The organism is gamma proteobacterium symbiont of Scutellera amethystina (assembly GCF_059730845.1).
Genome location: NZ_AP035935.1, coordinates 2,102,694 through 2,124,446 on the forward strand (window position 1 = coordinate 2,102,694; position 21,753 = coordinate 2,124,446).

Consider the following 21,753-nt stretch of genomic DNA (forward strand, 5'->3'; position numbering starts at 1 on the left):
GCTATGACACCCGGCACCGCTTTTTCGCCATATCACACCGCAAAGAACAACCGCCACCGGACGCTTAACCCAGCCTTACGCAACGCGCGCACATGCTGTATAGTCCGTTTTTTTTCGGAGGAACCATGCTGCCCAACTCATCCACGCGCCTGAATAAATACATCAGCGAGAGCGGAATCTGCTCGCGCCGTGACGCCGATCGTTACATCGAACAAGGCAACGTTTTCATTAACGGCAAACGCGCCAGCGTCGGTGCGCAGGTGTTCGCCGGGGATGAGGTCAAAGTCAACGGGCGGCTGATTGAACCGCGCAACGAAGACGATCTGGTATTAATCGCCCTCAACAAGCCGGTGGGCATTGTCACTACCATGGAAGAGGGCGAGCGTGACAACATTGGTGACTTCGTCAACCACAGCAAGCGCGTGTTCCCGATTGGCCGGCTGGATAAAGACTCGCAGGGGCTGATTTTCCTCACCAATCACGGCGATCTGGTGAATAAAATCCTGCGCGCCGGTAACAATCACGAAAAAGAGTACGTGGTCACGGTAGATAAGCCGATCACCGACGAGTTTATTGCTGGTATGGCGGCGGGCGTACCGATGCTCGGCACAGTGACGAAAAAATGCAAAGTGAAGCGGGAGTCGACCTTTGTATTTCGTATTATCCTGGTGCAGGGACTGAACCGGCAGATTCGCCGCATGGCCAAACACTTTGGCTATGAAGTGACGAAACTGGAGCGCACGCGCATCATGAACGTGAGCCTGAAAGGTATCCCGCTCGGTGAGTGGCGCGATCTGACGGACGATGAACTGATCGACCTGTTTAAGCTGATTGAGGATTCGTCGTCAGAAGATCAAAAAACGCAGCAGGCACAGGCGAAGAAAAAAGCGGCGACGCCCGCCGCGAAAAAACCGGCCGTCAGCGCACCGAAACAGAGTGACAAAGCGGGTCAGGGCGCTAACCGCAAGCGTTTTACCCAGCCGGGACGCAAGAAAAAAGGGCGTTAAAATCACACCCGCGGCGCCCGCGACCATCACGTATCTTTAGCGCCGCACGCCTTCATTCCAGCCACGTTTTTATTATTTATAACCGGGCGTCAGAATATCTGCGCCCGGTCATGCTTTTTCACGCAATCAATATGCAAATCCGCTGCATATCCAAAGGAGAAAATGGCATTAGGGATAAATAGTGACTGTGATAATTTTCAGCTATACGCCGAATAGCAGGCGTCACTCACCTTATTTAGCTGAACCTTTTCCAGGGATATAAACAATGCATAAACACCGCCTGGCCGGACTATTACTGGCCTCTGCATCGCTGCTCGCCGGCTTGTCGCTGCACGCTCGCGCCGCTGATGCATCCATTCCCTCACTGGCCGGTAAACGTATCGGTATTACCGTGGCCGGTACCGATCACTACTGGGATCTGAAAGCCTATCAGGGACAAATTGATGAAGTAAAGCGGCTGGGTGGCACGCCTATCGCGCTGGATGGCGGACGCAAAGAGTCACAGCAGATCGCGCAAATTCAAACGCTGATTGCACAAAAACCGGATGCCATTATTGAAACGCTGGGCACCGCCTCAGTGCTGGAACCCTGGCTGAAAAAAATTCGCGACGCCGGCATTCCCTTATTTACCGTGGATACCGCCAGCCCATCAAGTATTAACGTCACGACCTCCGATAACTTTTATATTGGCGAGCAGCTGGCATTAAAACTGGTCAATGATCTGCGCGGCGAAGGCAATATTCTGGTGTTTAATGGTTTTTATGGCGTGCCGGTGGTGGCGATGCGCTATGACCAGTTAAAAGCCGTGCTGAAATGGTATCCGAAAATTAAAATCATTCAGCCCGAACTGCGCGACGTCATTCCCAATACCGTGCAGGATGCCTATGCGCAGATTAGTCAGCTACTTAACAAGTATCCGCAAGGGTCAGTACAGGCTATCTGGGCGGCATGGGACGTACCGCAGATTGGTGCCACTCAGGCGGTTGATGCTGCCGGTCGCAGTGAAATCAAAACTTACGCCGTGGACGGCAGCCCGGACGTGGTCTCGCTGGTGAAAGATCCGAAATCCAGCGCGGCGGCGGTGGTGGCGCAGCAACCCTATCTGATCGGACAGACTGCGGTACAAAATGTGGCGAAATACCTTGCCGGCGATCGTTCACTTCCGCCTGCCACCTATGTTCCGGCCATTCTGGTCACCAAAGAGAATGCGGCGCAGGCGCAGCAAACGCTGGGCCAGAGCGATGATAAATAAGACAGTGCGACTGCAACTGCGCCAGATCAGTAAAGCCTTTGACGGCATTCCCGCGCTGCAAGCGGTATCGCTTGATGTCCACGCCGGCGAAGTGCATGGGCTGATTGGGCATAACGGAGCCGGAAAATCGACGCTGATCAAAGTGCTGGGCGGCATCCACGCTGCCGATGAGGGCAGCGTGACGCTGGAAGGCCGGCTACTGGTGTTGACCAGTCCGGCTCAGGCACAACAGCAGGGCATCGCCATTGTTCATCAGGAGCGGCTATTGCCCGGCACGCTGACGGTGGCGGAAGCGCTGCTGCTCGGTAATGAGCCACGGATTGGCAGCACACCGTTTATCGATCGCCGGCGTATGCGGCAGCAGGCGCGGCAGCTACTGCAACAGCACTTCGATCTGCAGATCGATCCCGATGCGCTGATCGCCGGGTTAAGTGTGGCGGAACAGCAACTGGTGCAGATCTGTCGCGTATTACAGCGCGCGCCGCGCGTGGTGGTACTGGATGAACCGACCGCCGCGCTGGCGCGCCACGAGGTGCAGGCGCTGTTTCGCGTTATTGAACGTATGCGTCAGCAGGGGATCGCACTGATCTACGTTTCTCACTATCTCGATGAAATCCAGGCGCTGTGCCAGCGGGTTACGGTGCTGCGCGATGGTAAAGACGTCGCGCATTTTACCGGCGACGCCCTTTCTCCGCAGGCGCTGATTAATGCCATGATCGGTGAGACGCAGCAGGCGATTGCACCGCGCGGTCTACCACCTGACGGCGAGCCGGTGCTGACCGTAGACGCCCTGAGCGCGCCGGGTCGCTTTCACAATGTTTGTTTCAGCGCACGACGTGGCGAGATCGTTGGCATTACCGGCCTGCTGGGCTCCGGAGGGAAGGCGTTAATCAGCGCACTGTTTGGTCTGGAACGTGGCGTGAGCGGGACGCTGCGCGTAGGTGAGACGCACGGCGTACCGGCTTCGCCACATGCCGCGGTGAAACGTGGCATCGCGCTGGTGCCGGAAGATCGCCGCGCCAACGGCATCGCGCTCGATGTGAGCCTGCGCGACAACATCACCCTGACGACCGTGCAGCGCCTGCTGCGCTGGGGCGGCGTCTCCGCAACCGCCGAGACCGTGCTAGTGGCGGACAACATCCGCCAGCTGGTGATCCGCACACCGGGCCAGTTGGCACCGCTGCGTCAGCTGTCCGGCGGAAATCAGCAAAAAGCGGTGCTGGCGAAATGGCTCAACACCCACGCCACGCTCTATCTGCTGGATGAGCCCACGGTTGGCGTCGACATTGCCGCCAAGGCCGCCATTTATCAAACCCTGCAGCAGCTGGCGGCCGCCGGGGCGGTGATTATCCTGTTTTCCACCGATCTGCTGGAACTGCAAACGCTCGCCGACCGCATTATTGTGCTGGCGCGCGGCGAGCAGGTCGCCACGCTGTCCGCCCGGCACACCAGTCATCAGGAGATTCTGTCCCTGGCTTCCGGCACGGGCGCATTGACGGAGCAAATCCTATGAGTGAACTGAGCCAACCGGCGGTGGTGACGGCGGCAGGCAAACCGCAGGGGCAGCCGTGGCTGCAGCACGTCGCGCTGCTGATTATTGTACTGGTGCTGGCGGTATTTGCCTGGCTGTCGCCTATTTTCCTCAGCGTGATCAACCTCGGTAACGTATTGCAGCAAACGGCGGTGGTGGGAACGCTGGCGCTGGGTCTGACGCTGGTGCTAAGCGGTGGCGGTGTTCAGGGGATTAGCGGCGGCATTGATTTATCCATTGCCGCTAATATGGGGTTGTGTGCCGCGGTATTCGCGTCGCAGATCGCTGAGCAACACTCTGTCACTTATGCGCTGCTGCTCACGCTGCTCACCGGCATCGCCGTGGGGATATTCAATGCCCTGGCGATTGTCTGGCTTGGTATTTTGCCCCTGCTGGCGACGCTGACCAGCATGAACATCGCCATGGGACTGGAGATGGTGCTGAGCGGAAACGCGTCGATTTCCGCCAGCAGCGCGCTGCAAAACCTGCTGATAGCCAGCGGACCGCTGGGCGTTTCCTGGCTCGGCTGGGGATTTCTGCTGCTGGCGTTGAGTGCACTCGGGCTCAGTCGTTTCACCGCGTTTGGCCTGCGCCTGCAGGCGGTGGGTAGCCATCCGCAGGCCGCCAACGCGGCGGGCATTAGCGTGGCGCGCTATCAAAGTCTGAGTTATGTGCTGTGCGGCTTCAGCGCTGCACTGGCAGCCATTGCCTCGGTGGCGCTGCTCAGCGGCAGTTCGCCGGGCGCTAACGACAATCTGCTGATGGTGATTGCCGCCGCGCTGCTCGGCGTGGTGTTTTCGCGTCGCCTGGTGCCGACCCTGGGCGGTGCACTGATCAGCGCTCTGTTTCTGAGTCTGATAGCCAACGGCTTTCAGTTGGTTAACGTCTCAAGTTACTGGATTAACGGCGTCGAGGGTGTGCTCATCCTGCTGGTTGTGGCGCTGACCGCGCTACTGCGGCGCCGTCAGGCGGGGAGGGCATCTCATGTCTGAACTGAGCCTGAGCGGTAAAAAAGTGCCGGGGCTGTTGCGCAGCCTGATGGTGCTGACCTTTGTTGCGCTGCTGCTGTTTTTCATCATCGCCGCGCCCGCGTTTGCCACTGTCGCCAACATTCGTAGCGTGCTGCTGAATAATGTCGCACCGCTGGCGATTGTGGCGCTGGCCATGACGCTGGTCACGCGTATCGGCGCGATCGATCTGTCCGTCGGTACGGCGATTGATGTCGCCTGCCTGGTGCTGGTGACGCTGGTACTGCATCAGGTCGCGCTGCCGCTGGCGCTGTTGGGTGCGCTGACTGCGGCACTGCTGGTAGGCGTGTTCAACGCTTTTCTGGTGACACAACTCGGCGTTGAGCCGTTTCTCGCCACGCTTGGCACTCTGTTTATTGGTCAGAGCGTACAGCAACTGTCGTCCAACGGTGGGCAGCCGGTCTATCTGCTAAGCCAGACGCTGCCGGCGGGTTTTACCGCTATTGGTCACGGCACGCTACTTGGCGTTCCACTATCGCTCTGGCTGTTGCTGGGCGTGGTGCTGGTGCTGTATCAACTGTTGCACCGCAGCGCCAGCGGTCGCGCACTGCGCATGATGGGTGAACAGCTCAGCGTAGCGCATCATTCTGGCGTGGCGGTCAAACGTCTCACCGCGCTGGCATTCATATTCAGTGCACTGGTCGCCGGTATCGTCGGGTTAATTCTCGCCGCCAATGTCAAAGCCTGGGTACCGTTATCGGGCAATGCCTATCTGCTGAATGCCATCGGTGCCAGCTTTATTGGCGCGACCTTCACGCCTTCGCGCCGCCCGAATGTGCCGGGTACGCTGCTGGGTGTCGTGCTGCTGAGTTTCATCGCCAACGGACTGTTGCTGGTCGGCTGGAACTTTTACTGGCAGCAGGTGGCAACCGGCGCACTGATCTTTGTGGTACTGACCGTGGGTGCGCTGCGTGCGCGTCGCCCTGTCTGAGGAGAGTAACGGATGCCTTCACCGTTTTTGCTGTTTGCGTTCATGATGAATGTCCCTGGTCATCTCTCTGCCGGATTGTGGCGACATCCCCAGGATCAGGCGCACCGCTATACCGAGCTGGATTACTGGACGACCCTCGCGCGGCAGCTTGATACCGCAGGTTTTGATGCGCTGTTTATTGCTGATGCGCTGGGACAACTGGATGTGTGGCAGGGCAAGCCGGACGCGGCGTTGCGCCTGGCCGCTCAGATGCCGGTGAACGATCCGCTGCTGCTGGTCTCAGCCATGGCAGCCGTCACGCAGCACCTCGGTTTCGGTATTACGGTCTCTGCCACGTACGAACATCCTTATTTGCTGGCGCGCAAGTTCACGACGCTTGATCATCTCACCCGCGGGCGTATCGCCTGGAACGTGGTGACTTCCATGCTTGATTCCGCGGCGCGCAATCTGGGTTTGACCCGGCAGCTGCCGCATGATGAGCGTTACGATCGCGCACAGGAGTTTCTGGATGTGACCGCGAAGCTGTGGGAAGGCTCATGGGAGGAAGATGCGGTTAGCCGCGATAAAGCCAACAGCCTGTATAGCGATCCGCAAAAAGTGCACGCTATTCAGCATTATGGTCGCTGGTATCAGGTGCCGGATGCACATCTCAGTGAGCCCAGCCCACAGCGCACCCCGGTGCTGTTTCAGGCTGGCACTTCGGCACGCGGTGCGCAGTTTGCTGCCCGTAACGCAGAAGTCATTTTCCTCGGTGGCGTCACCGCGCAGGCGATTGCCAGCGATATTCAGCGCATTCGTCAGCTGGCCGTGGCAGAAGGGCGCGATCCGGCGTCGCTGCGTTTTGTCACAGCCATCACGGTGATCACGGCCGAAGATGATGCCGCCGCCCGGGCCAAACTTGAGGATTATCAGCAATACATCAGTGAAGAGGCTGCGCTGGCGCTCTTCTCGGCGTGGACCGGTATCGACTGGTCGCAGGAGGATCCGGACATGCCGCTGGCCTTTCGCGCAACCGACGCCTGCCGTTCGGCGCTGGCCAGCCTGACGCGAATTGACGATCAAAAACGCTGGACGCTGCGTGAGGCAGCACGCTACATCGGTATCGGTGGTCTGCATCCGTTGCTGGTGGGCGGCGGCGAAACCATTGCCGATCGGCTGGATCAGTTTGCGGCAGAATCGGGCGTGGACGGCTTTAATCTGGGCTGGGCTATTAGCCCGGGCAGCTTCAACGATTTCATTGCCTGGGTCATGCCGGTGCTGCGCCAGCGCGGGCGGGTGCGTCCTCAGCCAGCACAGCCGTTAACCTTGCGTGAACGTCTCACGGGTCAGCCGCGCCTGGCAGCTGACCATCCGGCAACGCGCTTCCGCCGCCCTTAGCTCCACGCATGGCGCGGCGGCGGCGTGCCGTTGAGATAATAATTACCCACGTGGTAATACTTCCAGCGCACCGGATCGTGCAGCGTATGGGTGCGCGCGTTGCGCCAGTGGCGGTCCAGATTAAACTCCTGCAGCGTGGCGCGGGTGCCAGCCAGCTCAAACAGTTTGTTACCGGCAAGCAGAGCGATCTCCGTCGTCAGCACTTTGGCCTCGGCGGTGGCCACGGTCGCGCGTGCCACGCTGGTCTCATCGGGCTGCGTCAGCGCGGCGTCAATCGCTGCACCGGCCTGCCACAGCAGCGCTTCGGCAGCGTGCAGGCGGATTTTCAAATCACCGACTGCCGCCAGCGTGAAGTGGTCATCGGCAGCGCGCGCCTGGCCACTGTCAATCCACGGCCGCGAGCGTTCGCGAACAAATTGCAGGGTGTCTTCAATGGTGCCGCGCGCAATACCGACATCCACCGCCGCCTGAATGATCTGTGAAATCGGCCCGGCAGCGGTTGGCCGCTCAAACGCCTGCCAGGTTGGAATAACGCGCGACAGCGGGGCGCGGACATTCTCCAGCAGTACGGTACCGGAGGCCGTCGTGCGCTGACCAAAGGCCGACCAGTTATTAATGACGCTGATGCCTGGCGTGTCGCGATCGAGCACAATCAGATGCGCCCGGTCCTGCTCGTCCAGCGCCACGGCATGGATTCGATGCGCCAGCAGCGCGCCAGTGGCATAAAATTTTTCCCCGTTAATCACCACCTCATCACCGTCACGCCGAAAGCGCGTCTGAAAATCGGCGACCGTGCGGCCATGCTTCTCCGAAAAGGCGTTACCCCAGCGCAGCCCGGCCAGTACCTCGCTCAGCAGTACCTGTTTTTGTGCTTCGCTACCGTCTTCCAGCAGATGGGCCACACCGGCCAGATGGTTTTGCGGCAGCTGACCGAGCGCCGGATCGGCAGCTGAAATGATGGCGATCACCCTGGCCACGGTGGTCCACGACACGCCCGCTCCGCCCCAGGCTTTGGGGATGGCCATTGCCCACAGGCCGCTTTGCGAGAACGCATCCAGCTCTTTGAGGGGCAGAATGCCCTCACGATCGCGCAGTGCCGCCTCGCGCGCGAAGCTGGCCGCCAACTGATGGGCTACGGCGATAGCTTCCGCATCGTCGCGAATGATATGCGCGGCGCCAGCCGGTAATGGCACCGGTGCTTCCGTCTGTTGCGTATTGACTTTACGCGGCAGCGCCGCGGAGTCGGCTAAGGTCAGCGACATAATGACTTCTCCGGTAGAAGAGGATAGAGGAGGGCATCATCGCATGCGCACGTGGAGGGCTTATATCTCAATAGCGGTTAAGCAAAGCGCAAAAAAGCCTTAGTGCTCGCACACTAAGGCCGGATTTACAGTCGGGGAGAGAACCGCTGGCTACGCCACTTTCACCACGGTTTTGCCGAAGTTTTTGCCTTTCAGCATGTCAATAAACGCCTGCGGCGCATGCTCCAGCCCTTCTACCATGTGTTCGCGGTACAACACTTTTTGTTGCTCGACCAGCGGCGTCATCGCCTGCAGGAATTCCGGATAGCGATCGCCATAATCCTGGAAGATGATGAAGCCCTGCATACGGATGCGGCGTTTCAGAATCCCGCCCATGATCAGCGGCGTGCGATCGGGGCCGGGTGGCAGTTCGCGACTGCTGTAGCCCGACACCAGGCCACACACCGGCACGCGCGCGGCGGTGTTGAGCAGCGGGAAGACGGCATCGAATACTTTGCCGCCGACGTTTTCAAAATAGATGTCGATACCGTCCGGGCAGGCGGCCGCCAGCTGTTCCGCGAAATCGTCACGATGATGATCGATACAGGCGGAAAAACCGAGGGTGTCAATCGCGTAGCGGCACTTCTCCTCACCGCCGGCCACGCCGACGACGCGGCAGCCATTCAGCTTACCGAGCTGACCGACCGTGGCACCCACCGGTCCGGTGGCGGCGGCGACAACCAGCGTTTCACCGGCTTTGGGCTGACCGATATCCATCAGGCCCATGTAGGCGGTAAAGCCCGGCATACCCAGAATGCCCAGCGCCCAGGATGGATGGGGCAGATGACCGATTTTAGTCACGCCAGTGCCATCGGACAGGGCATAGCTCTGCCAGCCGCTGGCCGCCAGTACCCAGTCGCCGGCGCTGAAGTCCGGATGCTGCGATTCCGCCACCTGGCATACGGTGCCGCCGACCATCGGCTGGTCGAGTTGCGCCGGCGGCGCGTAGGATTTGCTGTCATCCATGCGGCCACGCATATACGGGTCGAGCGACAGATAGTGGGTGCGCAGCAGCATCTGTCCCGCCTGCACCTGCGGCAGCGGTTGTTCGACAAAGCGGAAGTTCTCTTTCACCGGCTCGCCGTCCGGGCGTGACGCCAGCAGCCAGGCGTGATTGAGTGAAGCGTGTTGAGTCATAGCATTTCCTTGTTTCTGCGCGGGTAAAACAGCAAGTGTAGCCAATGACCGGGCAGGGAATGGATGATTGATGCGGCTTGCGCCTACATCAGAATGATACCAAACCGCTTCAGCAACAGCGCCCAGAGGGCGAACAGCACCACGGTAATCACGCAGGAGAGTAACAACGTGAGCCAGAAGCCGGCGCGCTGGTAAAAAAACGGAAACAGGATAAACATCGGCAGTGTCGGCACCACATACCAGAACGTATACCATGCGTGAGCGGCAATCTTTTCCTGCGTTTGTCCTTCTATTTTCATCCAGATAAGCACCAGCAAGGTGACCAGCGGTAAAGCGGCGAGCAGGCCGCCTAGACGATCGCTGCGTTTCGCGGCTTCTGAGATCAGTACCACCATAAAGGCGGTTAACGCGTATTTTGAGATTAGCCAGAGCATCGTTGTTCCCGATAATTATCATTAAGCCGACTGCGTGCCTGAGGTTCTATTTCAGGTAAGAACGAATGACCGCGACGATCTCTTCCAGATCCTCACTTCGCGCCTGCGGCGTAGCCTCTGCGTTCATCAAATGTTCGCGTATATGGCCTTCAAGCAATTCGCTCATCAGGCCATTAATAGCGCCGCGCACTGCCGCGACCTGCTGCAGTACCTTGAGGCACTCTTCACCCGATTCGACGGCGGTTTCCAGCGACGCCGCCTGACCTTTTATACGTCGAATGCGGGTGAGCAAGCTTTTCTGATTTCTCAGGGTATGGGCCATTACTGCCTCCGGTTGATCATGTTCTATACTGGGGTATAGTATATAACTCACTTTACGGCGCTTTCGGGCCGCCTGCAACTGATTACCCCGACATTGACATCCAAATCCCAGGAGGCTGGATATGGCCGCAAAATCGCCGTGCATCGATCTCTGTGTGTTTGATACGAAAACCGGCTGGTGCGAAGGATGCGGACGCACCCGTGGGGAAACCCAAAGCTGGCGCAAGCTTTCGCCTTACCATCGCAAAGCGACAGAGCGGGCGCTTCCGGCGCGCCTGAAAGCGCTTAAAACCCGAGAGGCGTAGTCTTGTTCGTCAGGTCGAGGCGACACACATTGAGGTTGACGCTGCTGCCAAAGATTGAAACCTGACGGTGTAGCAGGACATTTGTGATTAACATCTTACTTACATCATTAACATCCCTTTTTTGCTGGCTATCAGTTATGCGGTGAATCTATAGTCAATTTACTATGTAAAACTGTGTTTTACCTGGTGCAACTCATGACTTTGGCGATGAGGCACGCCAGCAGCGTTTCAGACCTGATTTAAATCAGGCAGTTAAGAGGGGATACTATGGAGATCGTTAACGCACCGCATCTGCCAGTCAGAGAGCACTGGCTGGCACTGCATCATGAACCCGCTTTGATGCCCGACCTGCCGATGGTCGATGCGCATCATCACTTATGGGACCGCCAGTCAGGGCGTTATCTGGCGCCTGAATTCAGCCACGATATCGAAACGTCCGGCCACCGGATACTCTCCACTGTCTACATTCAGTGCCGTTCAATGCTGCGCCGCAACGGACCGGAGGCCTTCAAACCCGTCGGTGAGGTGGAGTTTGCCAGCGGCGTCGCGGCAATGTTTAACAGCGGCCATTACGGCGCGGCGGCAGGCTGTGAAGCGATTGTCGGCGGTGCCAGCCTGTTGGCTGGCGATGACCTGCTGCCGGTGATTGAAAGCATGACGGAACGTTCAGGGGGACGGTTACGCGGGATGCGTAATCCGCTGGCCTGGCACGATGACCCGCGCGTGGTATCCAGTCCCGCGACGCCGCCCGCCGGTCTGGCGGCCAGTGCCGCATTCCGGCGCGGTGCCGCATGCCTGGCCCGCAAGGGACTGTCGCTGGATGTCTGGGTTTATCACACCCAACTCGATGAAATCGCTGAGCTGGCACGGGCGCTACCCGATCTGCACATTATTGTGGACCATTGCGGCGGGCCGATCGGTAGCGGGCCGTATGCCGACAAACGGGATGCCACCTTCCAGGAATGGAAAAAGGCCATCATTGCGCTGGCGGCGTTGCCAAACGTGAGCATCAAAATCAGCGGTTTCGGCATGACCGTCATGGGCTACTCCTTCGCCCAGCATGCCATGCCACCGGACTCCCTGACGCTTTCGCAGGCCTGGCGGCCGCAGTTTGAAACCCTGGTTGACGCATTTGGCGTCGGGCGCTGTATGTTTGCCAGCAACTTCCCGGTCGACAAAGGGATGTTCAGCTACGGCGTATTCTGGAATGCCTGTAAAAGGCTGGCTGAGCACGCTTCGCTCGCTGAAAGAGAACAGCTGTTCTGGCGCACCGCGGCTGCATGCTATCGCTTATCCTCCCTGGAGAATATGGATGAATATCAAATCAAGACTGCATGAAGCGCCTCCCCTGGCGCAGGATGAGTCCGTTGCAGCGATCTCGTATACATCGGCAGAAAAAAGGACGCTGGCGCTGGGCGGGTTAGGGTGGACGTTTGAAAGCTATGACTCGTTTTTGCTCTCGCTGTTACTACCGGTACTGGGCGTGGTATTTGATGTCAGCAAAACGGAACTTGGCGTGTTTATCAGCACCACGGCAGGCGGGCAGATTATTGGTGGCATTCTGTTTGGGCTGGTTGCCGATAAGATCGGACGCGTCAGAACGGCCTTTATCTGTATCGCCATCTATTCACTTTTCTCCGGACTGCTGGCGTTCTCTCACAATCCTCAGGCGTTTGCTGCGCTGCGATTCTGCGGTGCGCTGGGTATGGGCGGCATGTGGACGTCAGGAGCGGCACTGATCGCCGAAACATGGCGTCCGGAGCGTCGTGCACGTGGTGGCGCGCTGATGCAGATGGGGTTACCGGTGGGGGCGATTCTGGCGATTGGCCTGACGGCGCTGGTGACGGCCCTGACCGGCGGGCTGGAAAACGGCGTCTGGCGCTACCTTTTCATGATTGGCGCACTGCCGGTGTTTATCATGATGGTCATTGCTTATATCACGCCTGAATCACCTGTCTGGCTGGCGCGCCAGCAGGAACGCGCTCACCGCCAGAGCAAAACAGCAGGTACCGGCAAAATCAACCTTAAAGGATTGCTGCTGGCATTTACCTTTATCTTTTTCATTCAGTACCTGTTCTGGGGCGTATTCACCTGGACGCCAACCTATCTTCGTGAAGTTAAGCATCTCGATTTTCTTCACAGCCTGAAATTTGTGCTGGCACTGCAAACCGGTGCCATTGCTGGCTTCCTGGTGTTCTCACTGCTGGCCGATAAGTGGGGGCGCAGGCCGATGTTTCTGCTCTACCTGTTTATCGGTGCGGTGGCGGTCGGCATGTATCTGGCGACCACTCAGCCGCTGATTCTGATGGTCGCCATCTTCATGGCAGGGTTTGGCGTAAACGGAATTTTTGCCGGCTCCGGTCCTTTTCTCGCCGAGATCATTGGCGACACGCAGTCACGCGGCTTTTTAATGGGGCTGGCGTATAACGGCGGGCGCCTGGGCGGCTTTATCGCACCGCTGCTGATTGGCTTTGTGGCCAGCGTTGGAGGATTCACCGCCGGGCTGGCCACCACGGTGATCGCCTTTCTTGCCGCGATGGTGGTGGTCTGGTTAGCGCCAGAAACCAAAGGCGTGAAGTTGCAGTAAGCTTTGCACCTGTCGCGCAATCGGCAGGTTAAAACCTGTGACACGGCTGAACACCTGACGCGCTGTCAGGTGTTCAGCCAGTTGTGTGGTATACCCACCGTAGCCAGAATCATCACCGCAAAATCCTGCACCACATCGCGGCCACGCCAGGTGAGCGCGCGCACAAACCCGGACAAAACATCAGGTTCGCCGGCGCGCTAATTGCCTGATTAGCCTGGCTTGCTGGAGAAGTGCCCAGGTGAGGTCGGGCAAACTCACATAACAGGCGCATGCTTTACTGCGTATAACCGGGTCTGATTACCCCTCATCAAGGAGAACACCATGATAAACAGCCTGCGCACCGTTACGCTGCTGGCGGCAATGACGGTGAGCGCGCCACTGCTGGCGCAGACCTTTGTGTACGTATCCGCCGCCGACGACGGCACCATCGCGCGCTATACGCTGGACGCACGCAGCGGCGCTTTGCAGCTGCTTGGCCACACTGAGGCCGGGGGCAAAGTGATGCCGATGGCGCTCAGTGCGGATCACAAAACGCTGTATGCGGCGATTCGCAGTAAACCGCTGCAGCTGGCGAGCTGGCAGATTGACTCGCAGAGCGGCGAGCTGAACCACCGGCAAACCGTGCCGGCTGCGGCCAGTTACCCCTACATCAGCACTGACCGTCAGGGACGCTTTCTGCTGGGGGCCTCTTATGATGGCGACGTGGTGCAGGTTTACCGCCTGACGGCCAGCGGCACCATCGCTACGCCGCCGGTCGGCAGCTATAAAACCGGTCATGCGGCGCATTCGGTGATTGTCGATGCCAGCGGTCGGCACGCTTATGTGGGTAATCTTGGCACCGATCGCGTGCTGCAGCTCCGGCTGGGCGCAAACGGCACGTTGAGCGCCCTCGGCAAAGGGGAGGTAGCAACCGCCGCCGATAACGGTCCGCGCCATTCTGTGTTGTCGCCGGATAATCGCTATCTGTACAACATTGGTGAAATGGGCGGCATCATTACCCATTTCCGGCGCGAAGCCAGCGGCGAGCTGGTGAAAGTGGCGGAAACGCCTAACGCGGTGGCGGCGCAGTATCATCTGCAACATGGCCGTGAACGGCCGCCGGGTTACAGCGACAGCACGCCGCGCATCTGGTCAGCGGATATCCAGCTGACGCCGGACGGGCGTTTTCTGTATGTCAGCGAGCGCACCAGCAGTACCGTGAGCGGTTACCGTGTTAACCAGCAGGATGGCAAACTGACGCTGATCGGCAGCTGGCCGGTGGAGAAACAGCCGCGCGGCATGGCGATCAGCCCCGATGGTCGCTGGCTGGTGGTGAGCGGTGAGAAGAGTGCGGTTATTGGCAGCTACGCGATTGAGGCGCGCAGCGGGGCGTTGCAGCGGGTGGGCGAGGCGCCAGCCGGCCGGGACGCGAACTGGGTGACCATCGTCAGCCATTAAAATGATCGGGCGCAGGAAACTGCGCCTTATTGCGCGAAATTATTTTATGGATAGCATCGTCTGGCAGCAAAGTGTGATCTGCGACACATTTCTGCCGCTGAAGGCAGATTGCTGCTTTCTGCGGCAGTGACAGCGCAGATATCACGCCGGCGACCCGCCGATCGCTGCGTTCGATTAGTTTCCTTAAAGCATTCTGTGCCTGATGTCAGGCGCGTATGAACACGGTTTTCGATTACGAAACAATTTGTCGTAGTTATCGGGATGAGCGTCCGCCAGATTCTGGCAGGATACGCCGCACTTAGCGCCTTCTGGTCTCCGTGACATGCAGTGGTTTTCGAAAAACGCCGTTTTTTTTGCTGTAAAAACCTGTCTGGCCGCCTTTCTGGCATTGTATCTGGCTCTTGAACTGAATGTTGATCGTCCCGCCTGGGCGCTGACCACGGTGTTTGTGGCATCGCAGCTTTATTCGGCATCCACCATCTCCAAATCGCTGTTCCGCCTGCTTGGCACGCTGCTCGGTGGCGTCTTTATCTTTTTTATCTTTCCGCTCACCGTAGCGCATCCGCTGCTGTTCAGCCTGTGTATCTCACTGTGGGTGAGCCTGTGTCTCTATCTGTCGCTGCACGACCGCACGCCGAAAAGCTATGTCTTTATGCTGGCGGGCTACAGCGCCGCGATTATGGGTTTCCCGGAAGTGACGACGCCGCTCGGTATCACCAGCACCGTGCTGTCGCGCATTGAGGAAATTACTTTAGGCATTGTGTGTAGCAGCCTGGTGCACGCGCTGTTGTTTCCGGTCTCGATGCGCAGTCTGCTGGAGCAGAGCGTCAGCCAGTGGTATCTCAACGGGCGCAAGCTGTGCCGCGATTTACTCTCTGGCATTTCCGCAGACCGATCGCCAGAACGCGACGAAATCCTGACCCGCATGGCCACTAATCCGCAGCAGGTCGAGATCCTGATTACCCATTGCGTGTACGAGGGCGACGCGGCCCGGCGGCTGATTCGCCTGGTCAGCACGCAGTATCAGCATCTTTCATATTTAATCCCCACGCTGACGGCGATTGAGATGCGGCTGCAGCGGCTGGCGGCGCGCCAGATTGCCTTTCCTGCCTGGGTTGAGCAGACCCTGCAGCAGTTCCTGCTGTGGCTGAATGACGGCGAAGCGGTGGGCGATGTCATTGGCATTCAGCTGGAACTGAGCCTTTGTCAGGATCGGCTGAATGCAGCGTGGCGCAACGGCGAATTGTCTACCGAACACTGTCTGCTGTTTACCGGCCTGCTGGAGCGGCTGGTGGATTTTGTGCGTATCGCCGGGGCTTACCAGAGCGTGGGCGGGCTGGTCAGCGATCTGTCAGGCGACACCACGCTGGCGCGCGGTAAACGCACGCATCGCTTTTTCGACAAAGGGCTGATTCGGCTGTCGGCGCTGACGGCATTTTGCGCCACCTTTGGCTCCTGTTTGTTGTGGATGGCGACCGGCTGGCGCGACGGGGCATCAGCGCCAGTGATGGCCGCGATTCTCAGCTCCTTCTTCGCCAGCCTCGATACGCCGCTGACCTCAATGAAGCTGTTTATTCGTGGGGTGATCGTGGCGATTTTTATCAGCGTGATTTATGTCGCGCTGCTGCTGCCGCAGGCAACCTCGTTCGAGGCGCTGATTCTCTGCCTGGCACCGGGTTTGCTACTGCTCGGACTGATGATTGCGCGACCGGCCAGCAACATGATCGGTCTGAGCGTGGCGATTCAGATCCCCGGCTTTATCGGGCTCGGACATCATCTGAAACCCGATCTGGTGCTGCTGGTGAATAACGCGATTGCTTCAATGGCCGGCGTGCTGTTTGCGGTGATCCTGACCGCGCTGATGCGCAACAAGCGGCCATCGTGGACCGCGCGCCGTGCCGTGCGTCACGGCCTGCGTGAATTGCTGCGCTTTATCAAGGAGATTGAGCGCAACGGCTCATCGCTGCTGGGACGCCAGCGTTTTATTGGCCTGATGCTGGATAAGGTCAACGTGGTGCTGCCACGCCTGCACCTTGATCCGCAGTCCGATATGGCGCCGGCAGGAATGCTGCTGACCGAGGTGTGGCTGGGGGTTAATAGCTTTGACTACTACGCGCGCCATCAGGCGCTGCTGAGCCGTTATCAGCTGGACAGCGGGCAGATGTTTCACGAGCTGGGACTGTTTCTTAAGCGCAGGCTGAAGTCGCTGCAGACGCCGCCGCATGAGGATTTGCAGGAGGAGCTCGATGTGCTGCTGATGCAGCTGGAACAGCTGGCGCAGCGTGACGAGGCGCTGCTGCTGCCGCTGTTTCATCTGTTCAGCATCCGGTTATACCTGTTTCCGCAACTTAGCTGGCCGGTGGCCACGCCGCGTCAGGCCGAACGCCTGCAGCAGCATCGTTACCGCCTGCAGGCTTAGCCATACCAGCTGTAACCTTTCGGCACGCGGGAAAAGCCGATGGCTTTCAGGGCCGGTAGCAGTGATGACTGGCTGGCCGGCTGATCGTCCACCCGTTCGAGAATGAAGCTGTGGGTCTTCTCCCGGCGTAAGGCCTGGCCCAGCGCCACGATCGCGGCCTGGCGTTGCTCCTCACTAATGTCGCCAAAAGTTAACAGCTCTTTACCACCCGGCGGCAGCCACAGCATAACGCGCCCATTGCCAATCACCACCAGTGCGCCGCTGCGGCGGGTAGGCCGCACGCCACCGACGCTGAGCGGCCACGCCAGCTGCACGCCAAAGGGATTGGCGGGATCCAGCACCGTCAGCGCCACCGGCGGATGTGTGGCCTGCGCGCTGCCGAGCTGGCGCAGCCGGTCGATGGCCGGATTTTCAGCAAACTGCGCGCCGCCCATGCCGGCAACAAAGCGGCCGCGCAGCAGCCGTCCGGCATCCTCCATACCGCGCAAGAGCGGCTGCAACGCCGGAAAGCCGCCGGGAATCTGCTCTGCCACGGCGGCACCGCGCGTGATCACGCCAAAGCGGTCGAGCATATTTTCAGTCAGCGCCAGGGCGCGTTCGGTATCGGCCAGCGGCTGCCGCACTATCAGCGACCAGCGTCCGGCCATGCTGTTGAGCGAGGGCTGCGCAGCTGCACTGCGGCTGGCCGCGAAACTGGCCCGACTGTGGCGACTGCGCGCAGGACGGGCCGGGCGTGGACGCGGCGTGTGGCTGGTGGTGCTGAGCTGGCGCAGCGCGGCCCAGGTATCCATGGTCAGATAGCCGCGCCATACCAGTTCCCACATCGCGGCAAAGACTTCGCCGGGATCGACAGATTGTTCAGGCTGCGCCATCACGCGCGGCAGCAGCTCGCGGGCGAACCAGCCGCCGCCGTCCTGTAACTGCGCCACAATCGCGTGCTGCAAAGGTGACAATGTCACATTATTACCCTCATCAGGCACCGGTAACGTTTCACTGGCAAACTCGCTCAGGTGCAGGGAGACCAGTCCCTCCTGTGCGCCAGGTGCCCGCTGGCCACTCCAGATGACTTCACCGGAAGAGAGCAGCTCATCCAGCATCGCTGGCTGATAATCACGCACCCGCGCCGGCAAAATCTGGCTTTCCCACAGCGAAACCGGCAGCGCCACGCCAGCCAGCTGTTCGATCACCCGCACCACGCCGTTGATACCGGCAAAGGCGCCCTGTGCCGCGGATGCTGCGACGTCGCTCAGTAATCCCTGACGCTCAAGCAGAAAAGCCACGTACGCTGGCGCTTCGACCGGTCGGGTGGCCTCACGCGCCGCCTGCAGCGATCGCACGCGCAAACGACGAAATACGCTTTCCGCTACCCACTGCGTTGACGCATCGACCGCAGGCGAGAGGAAATCGCCTTTCAGTACGCGTTGCTGCTGACGCAGCTCCACCAGCGTGTCGTCGACCACAGCGCGGCCCAGACCAAAGCGGGCGGCGATTTGCAGACTGGTGGCGACAGCGTGGGTGCGCAGATAGCGATTAAGTAAGTCATGCAGTGGACGAGCCACCGGCGCGAGCAGCCCGGCGGGCAGATCAGCTGGCAGCGCCGTGCCCAGTGCGTCGCGCAGCCGCACGCCATCTTCGGCGACAGCCCAGCGCGCCTCTGCCGCAATCGTAACCTGAATGATGCGTTGCGCCTGTTGCAGCGCGGTTAGCAGCGGCATCAGCGCCGCCTCGCCGTTGTAGCGCGCCGTGATTTCCGGCACAGTGAGCGGCCCCAGCTCGCGCAGCAGATCAACCACGGCTTCCTGAGTGCTGGCCTGATAATCGGGGACGGTGCGCTGAAGCTCCTGCTCAACGCGGGCCACCACCTCGGGTGCCAGCAGCTCGTGCATCTCAACCTGGCCCAGCAGATCGCTCAGCAGCGTGCTGTCGAGCGCCAGCATTGAGGCGCGCCGCTCCGCCTGCGGCGCATCGCTGGCATACATGAATTCGGCGACATAGCCAAACAGCAGCGGTGCAGCAAACGGCGAGGGCGTATCGGTGGTAACTTCAGTCAGCTTAACCTCGCCCTGTTGTATCCGCGCCATCAGCTGATGCAGCGCCGGCAGGTCATACACGTCCTGCAGACATTCCCGCGCGGTTTCGATCAAAATCGGGAAATCGTCGAACTGCCGCGCCACTTCCAGTAGTTGCCCGGCGCGTAGCCGCTGCTGCCACAGCGGAGAACGTTTACCGGGATTGCGGCGCGGCAGCAGCAGGGCGCGCGCGGCGCATTCGCGGAAGCGGGCGGCAAACAGCGCAGAATGTCCCACCGCAGCCGTCACCTGTCGCTGGAGTTCGTCCGGCGCAAACAAAAACAGTTCAGCGCCTGGCACCCGGCCTTCGCTGTCAGGGAAGCGCGCGACAATCCCATCATCGCTGGCGACCACGGCCGGATCGAGGCCCATCTGGCGGCCAATGCGCTCAGCGATGGCCAGCGCCCATGGTGCATGCACACGCTGACCATAAGGGGAATGCAAAATCACGCGCCAGTCGCCGGTTTCATCGCGACAGCGCTCAATCAGCAAATTGCGATCGTCAGGCACCAGGCCTGTGGCGGCAATCTGTTCGTCGATGAGCGCACGAATGTTATGTCGGGCATTGGCGTCAAGGTTGTCGCTGCCGGGCAACACCCCGCTGGCGGCATGTCGCAAATAGCGGCCAATGGCTTCGCCGAGTGTCGCCGAGCGCCCGAGACTGTCGCCGTGCCAGAAGGGCAGGCGCGCCGAGCGACCGGGTGCCGGCACCACCACCACCTGATCGTGCGTAATTTGCTGGATGCGCCACGAGGTGGCGCCAAGCGTGATGATGTCGTTAATCCGCGACTCATACACCATCTCCTCATCCAGTTCGCCGACCCGGCGCGCACCGGACTGTTCTTCGCCCTCCGGCAGCATCACGCTGAACATGCCGCGGTCCGGAATGGTGCCTCCGCTGGTGACGGCCAGATGCTGCGCGCCCGGGCGACCGCTTAAGGTTTGCTGTTGTCGATCCCAGATAATGCGCGGGCGCAGGTTAGCAAACTCGTCCGAAGGGTAGCGGCCAGACAGCATATCCAGCACCGCATCGAAGGCGTTACGCGGTAACGTTTTAAACGGATCGGCACGGCGCACCTGTTGATACCACGCCTCGACTGACAGGGTGTCCATGGCCGCCGCCGCCACCGTATGCTGGGCGAGAATATCGAGCGGATTGTGTGGCAAAGCGATAGCATCCAGTTCGCCTGCCAGCATCGCGTCCACCGTCACGGCCGCATCAACCAGATCGCGGCGCGTGCGCGGCCAGATAATGCCTTTCGGCGTACCGCCGACCTGGTGACCGGCCCGGCCAATACGCTGTAGCGCGCTGGCCACCGAAGGCGGTGCCCCGACCTGAATCACCAGATCGATATCACCCATGTCAATTCCCAGTTCAAGACTGGATGTCGCCACCACGCAGCGCAGTTCGCCGGCTTTCAGGGCGTTCTCAATCTCCAGCCGCTGCTCTTTCGACACCGAGCCATGATGCGAACGGGCAATATACTCTTCAGCAGGCGTGGCGCGTTTTTCGGTTCCGCCGCTAAAAGAGCCATAGGCGAGGGCGGGCTCCGTTACGCCATGCTCTGGCGCGGCGCGGCGCGCATACAGTTCGTTGAGGCGTGCGGTGAGTTTCTCCGCCAGCCCACGCGAATTGGTAAACACCAAAGTCGCGCGATGGCGCAATACCTCATCCAGGATGCCGGCTTCAATATGCGGCCAGATGGAACCGGCGGCGAGGCTGCTCTCCTGCGCGGCGCGCGCATCGGGACGCTGCTGGATATCCGTCATGTCCTCTACCGGCACAGTAATTGTCAGCTGCAGCGGCCGCTGCGCCGGCGGGTTGACGATGCGCGTAGCGCCCGCGCCACCGAGAAAAGCTGCCACCGCTTCTGGCGGTCGCACAGTGGCCGACAGGCCAATGCGCTGAGCAGGCTGCGCCAGCAATACATCGAGCCGTTCCAGGCTGAGCGCCAGGTGGGCGCCGCGTTTACTTCCGGCCACCGCGTGCACTTCGTCAATAATCACGGTTGAGATGCCGCGCAGCGTTTCGCGGGCTTTTGACGTCAGCAGCAGGAAAAGCGATTCCGGGGTAGTAATCAGGATGTCCGGCGGCCGGCGCTGCAGCTTTGCCCGTTCGGCGCTGAGCGTGTCGCCGGAGCGCATGCCGACCTCCAGCGTGATTTCCGCCTCACCCAGTTCCGCGCGCTGAGCGGCAACGCCCGCCAGCGGTAGCGCCAGGTTACGCTGCACGTCAGCCGCAAGCGCTTTAACCGGTGAAATATACAGAATGCGCGTCTTATGACTGCGCGCTACGGGTTCGTCACGGCTGCGCTCGCGAAACAGCGCGTCGATCGCATGCAGAAATGCCGCCAGCGTTTTGCCGGAGCCGGTCGGGGCAATCACCAGGCAGTGTTGTCCGCTGGCGATGGCGCGCCAGGCTTCCTGTTGTACGGGGGTCGCCGCCGGAAAAGTGCGGCGAAACCACTGTTGCGTGGCCGGGGTGAACAGTGAAAGCGCTGAGGCTGGCATCCATGACTCCTGCATTCTCGAAAGGGCGATCAGCAGTGTAGCGTGCCGCAGCGTTTACGGCATTATCAGGATATTGCCGATGAGGGCGGCGCGAAAACACGCGCCG

Annotated in this window: 16 protein-coding genes; 11 read left to right on the top strand and 5 right to left on the bottom strand. The window is 60.0% G+C overall.

Going from position 1 to position 21,753, the window contains the following annotated elements:
• Window positions 1-125 precede the first annotated feature (125 nt).
• From rluF to AC6I79_RS09755, 6 genes are all read left to right on the top strand, one after another.
• Window positions 126-1,007 carry a 23S rRNA pseudouridine(2604) synthase RluF gene (rluF, locus tag AC6I79_RS09730; protein WP_021506014.1) on the top strand — a complete coding sequence of 294 codons (882 nt, stop codon included), beginning with the start codon at window positions 126-128 and terminating at the stop codon, window positions 1,005-1,007.
• Window positions 1,008-1,272: 265 nt separating this feature from the next.
• On the top strand, window positions 1,273-2,259 hold the full coding sequence (locus AC6I79_RS09735; RefSeq protein WP_058774665.1) for a sugar ABC transporter substrate-binding protein: 987 nt from the start codon (window positions 1,273-1,275) through the stop codon (window positions 2,257-2,259).
• Window positions 2,249-3,772, top strand: coding sequence for a sugar ABC transporter ATP-binding protein (locus AC6I79_RS09740; RefSeq protein WP_125308652.1), 1,524 nt, complete (start codon window positions 2,249-2,251; stop codon window positions 3,770-3,772). The genes AC6I79_RS09735 and AC6I79_RS09740 overlap by 11 nt, the downstream gene beginning before the upstream one ends.
• Complete coding sequence (locus AC6I79_RS09745; protein WP_125308654.1) at window positions 3,769-4,782, top strand: ABC transporter permease; 1,014 nt, start codon at window positions 3,769-3,771, stop codon at window positions 4,780-4,782. The genes AC6I79_RS09740 and AC6I79_RS09745 overlap by 4 nt, the downstream gene beginning before the upstream one ends.
• Before the next feature lie 46 nt (window positions 4,783-4,828).
• The gene (locus tag AC6I79_RS09750) at window positions 4,829-5,749 is read left to right on the top strand and encodes an ABC transporter permease (protein WP_498027741.1); all 921 of its coding nucleotides are present in this window, start codon (window positions 4,829-4,831) and stop codon (window positions 5,747-5,749) included.
• Window positions 5,750-5,761: 12 nt separating this feature from the next.
• Entirely contained in the window at window positions 5,762-7,126 is a 1,365-nt protein-coding gene (locus AC6I79_RS09755) for an LLM class flavin-dependent oxidoreductase (protein WP_104186636.1), read from the top strand.
• Here the strand turns inward: AC6I79_RS09755 and AC6I79_RS09760 are convergent.
• The 4 genes from AC6I79_RS09760 to AC6I79_RS09775 all read right to left on the bottom strand — a co-directional run bounded on the left by AC6I79_RS09760 (window position 7,123) and on the right by AC6I79_RS09775 (window position 10,320).
• On the bottom strand, window positions 7,123-8,388 hold the full coding sequence (locus AC6I79_RS09760; protein WP_058780555.1) for an SfnB family sulfur acquisition oxidoreductase: 1,266 nt from the start codon (window positions 8,386-8,388) through the stop codon (window positions 7,123-7,125). The two genes, AC6I79_RS09755 and AC6I79_RS09760, sit on opposite strands and share 4 nt — an antisense overlap.
• 150 nt (window positions 8,389-8,538) lie before the next feature.
• Entirely contained in the window at window positions 8,539-9,564 is a 1,026-nt protein-coding gene (curA, locus tag AC6I79_RS09765) for an NADPH-dependent curcumin/dihydrocurcumin reductase (protein WP_058758571.1), read from the bottom strand.
• An 83-nt stretch (window positions 9,565-9,647) separates the two neighbouring features.
• Window positions 9,648-9,998 (bottom strand): DUF3147 family protein, encoded by a 351-nt coding sequence (locus AC6I79_RS09770; RefSeq protein ID WP_021506022.1) that lies wholly within the window; start codon window positions 9,996-9,998, stop codon window positions 9,648-9,650.
• A gap of 46 nt (window positions 9,999-10,044) precedes the next feature.
• Window positions 10,045-10,320 carry a metal/formaldehyde-sensitive transcriptional repressor gene (locus tag AC6I79_RS09775; protein ID WP_058769814.1) on the bottom strand — a complete coding sequence of 92 codons (276 nt, stop codon included), beginning with the start codon at window positions 10,318-10,320 and terminating at the stop codon, window positions 10,045-10,047.
• A gap of 121 nt (window positions 10,321-10,441) precedes the next feature.
• Here AC6I79_RS09775 and AC6I79_RS09780 point away from each other — a divergent pair, with 121 nt between their 5' ends.
• The 5 genes from AC6I79_RS09780 (at window position 10,442) to AC6I79_RS09800 (ending at window position 17,067) form a co-directional block, all read left to right on the top strand.
• Window positions 10,442-10,624, top strand: coding sequence for a DUF1289 domain-containing protein (locus AC6I79_RS09780; protein WP_021506023.1), 183 nt, complete (start codon window positions 10,442-10,444; stop codon window positions 10,622-10,624).
• Window positions 10,625-10,891: 267 nt separating this feature from the next.
• On the top strand, window positions 10,892-11,962 hold the full coding sequence (locus AC6I79_RS09785; protein WP_498027725.1) for an amidohydrolase family protein: 1,071 nt from the start codon (window positions 10,892-10,894) through the stop codon (window positions 11,960-11,962).
• Window positions 11,937-13,211: an MFS transporter gene (locus AC6I79_RS09790; RefSeq protein ID WP_498027726.1), complete on the top strand. Its 1,275-nt coding sequence runs from the start codon at window positions 11,937-11,939 to the stop codon at window positions 13,209-13,211. The genes AC6I79_RS09785 and AC6I79_RS09790 overlap by 26 nt, the downstream gene beginning before the upstream one ends.
• A 321-nt stretch (window positions 13,212-13,532) precedes the next feature.
• A complete protein-coding gene (locus AC6I79_RS09795) occupies window positions 13,533-14,648 on the top strand; it encodes a lactonase family protein (protein WP_498027727.1) in 1,116 nt (371 codons plus the stop codon).
• 322 nt (window positions 14,649-14,970) lie between these two features.
• The gene (locus tag AC6I79_RS09800) at window positions 14,971-17,067 is read left to right on the top strand and encodes an FUSC family protein (protein ID WP_058774673.1); all 2,097 of its coding nucleotides are present in this window, start codon (window positions 14,971-14,973) and stop codon (window positions 17,065-17,067) included.
• Here the strand turns inward: AC6I79_RS09800 and AC6I79_RS09805 are convergent.
• Entirely contained in the window at window positions 17,064-21,647 is a 4,584-nt protein-coding gene (locus tag AC6I79_RS09805; RefSeq protein WP_498027728.1) for an ATP-dependent helicase, read from the bottom strand. The two genes, AC6I79_RS09800 and AC6I79_RS09805, sit on opposite strands and share 4 nt — an antisense overlap.
• Window positions 21,648-21,753: the final 106 nt, after the last annotated feature.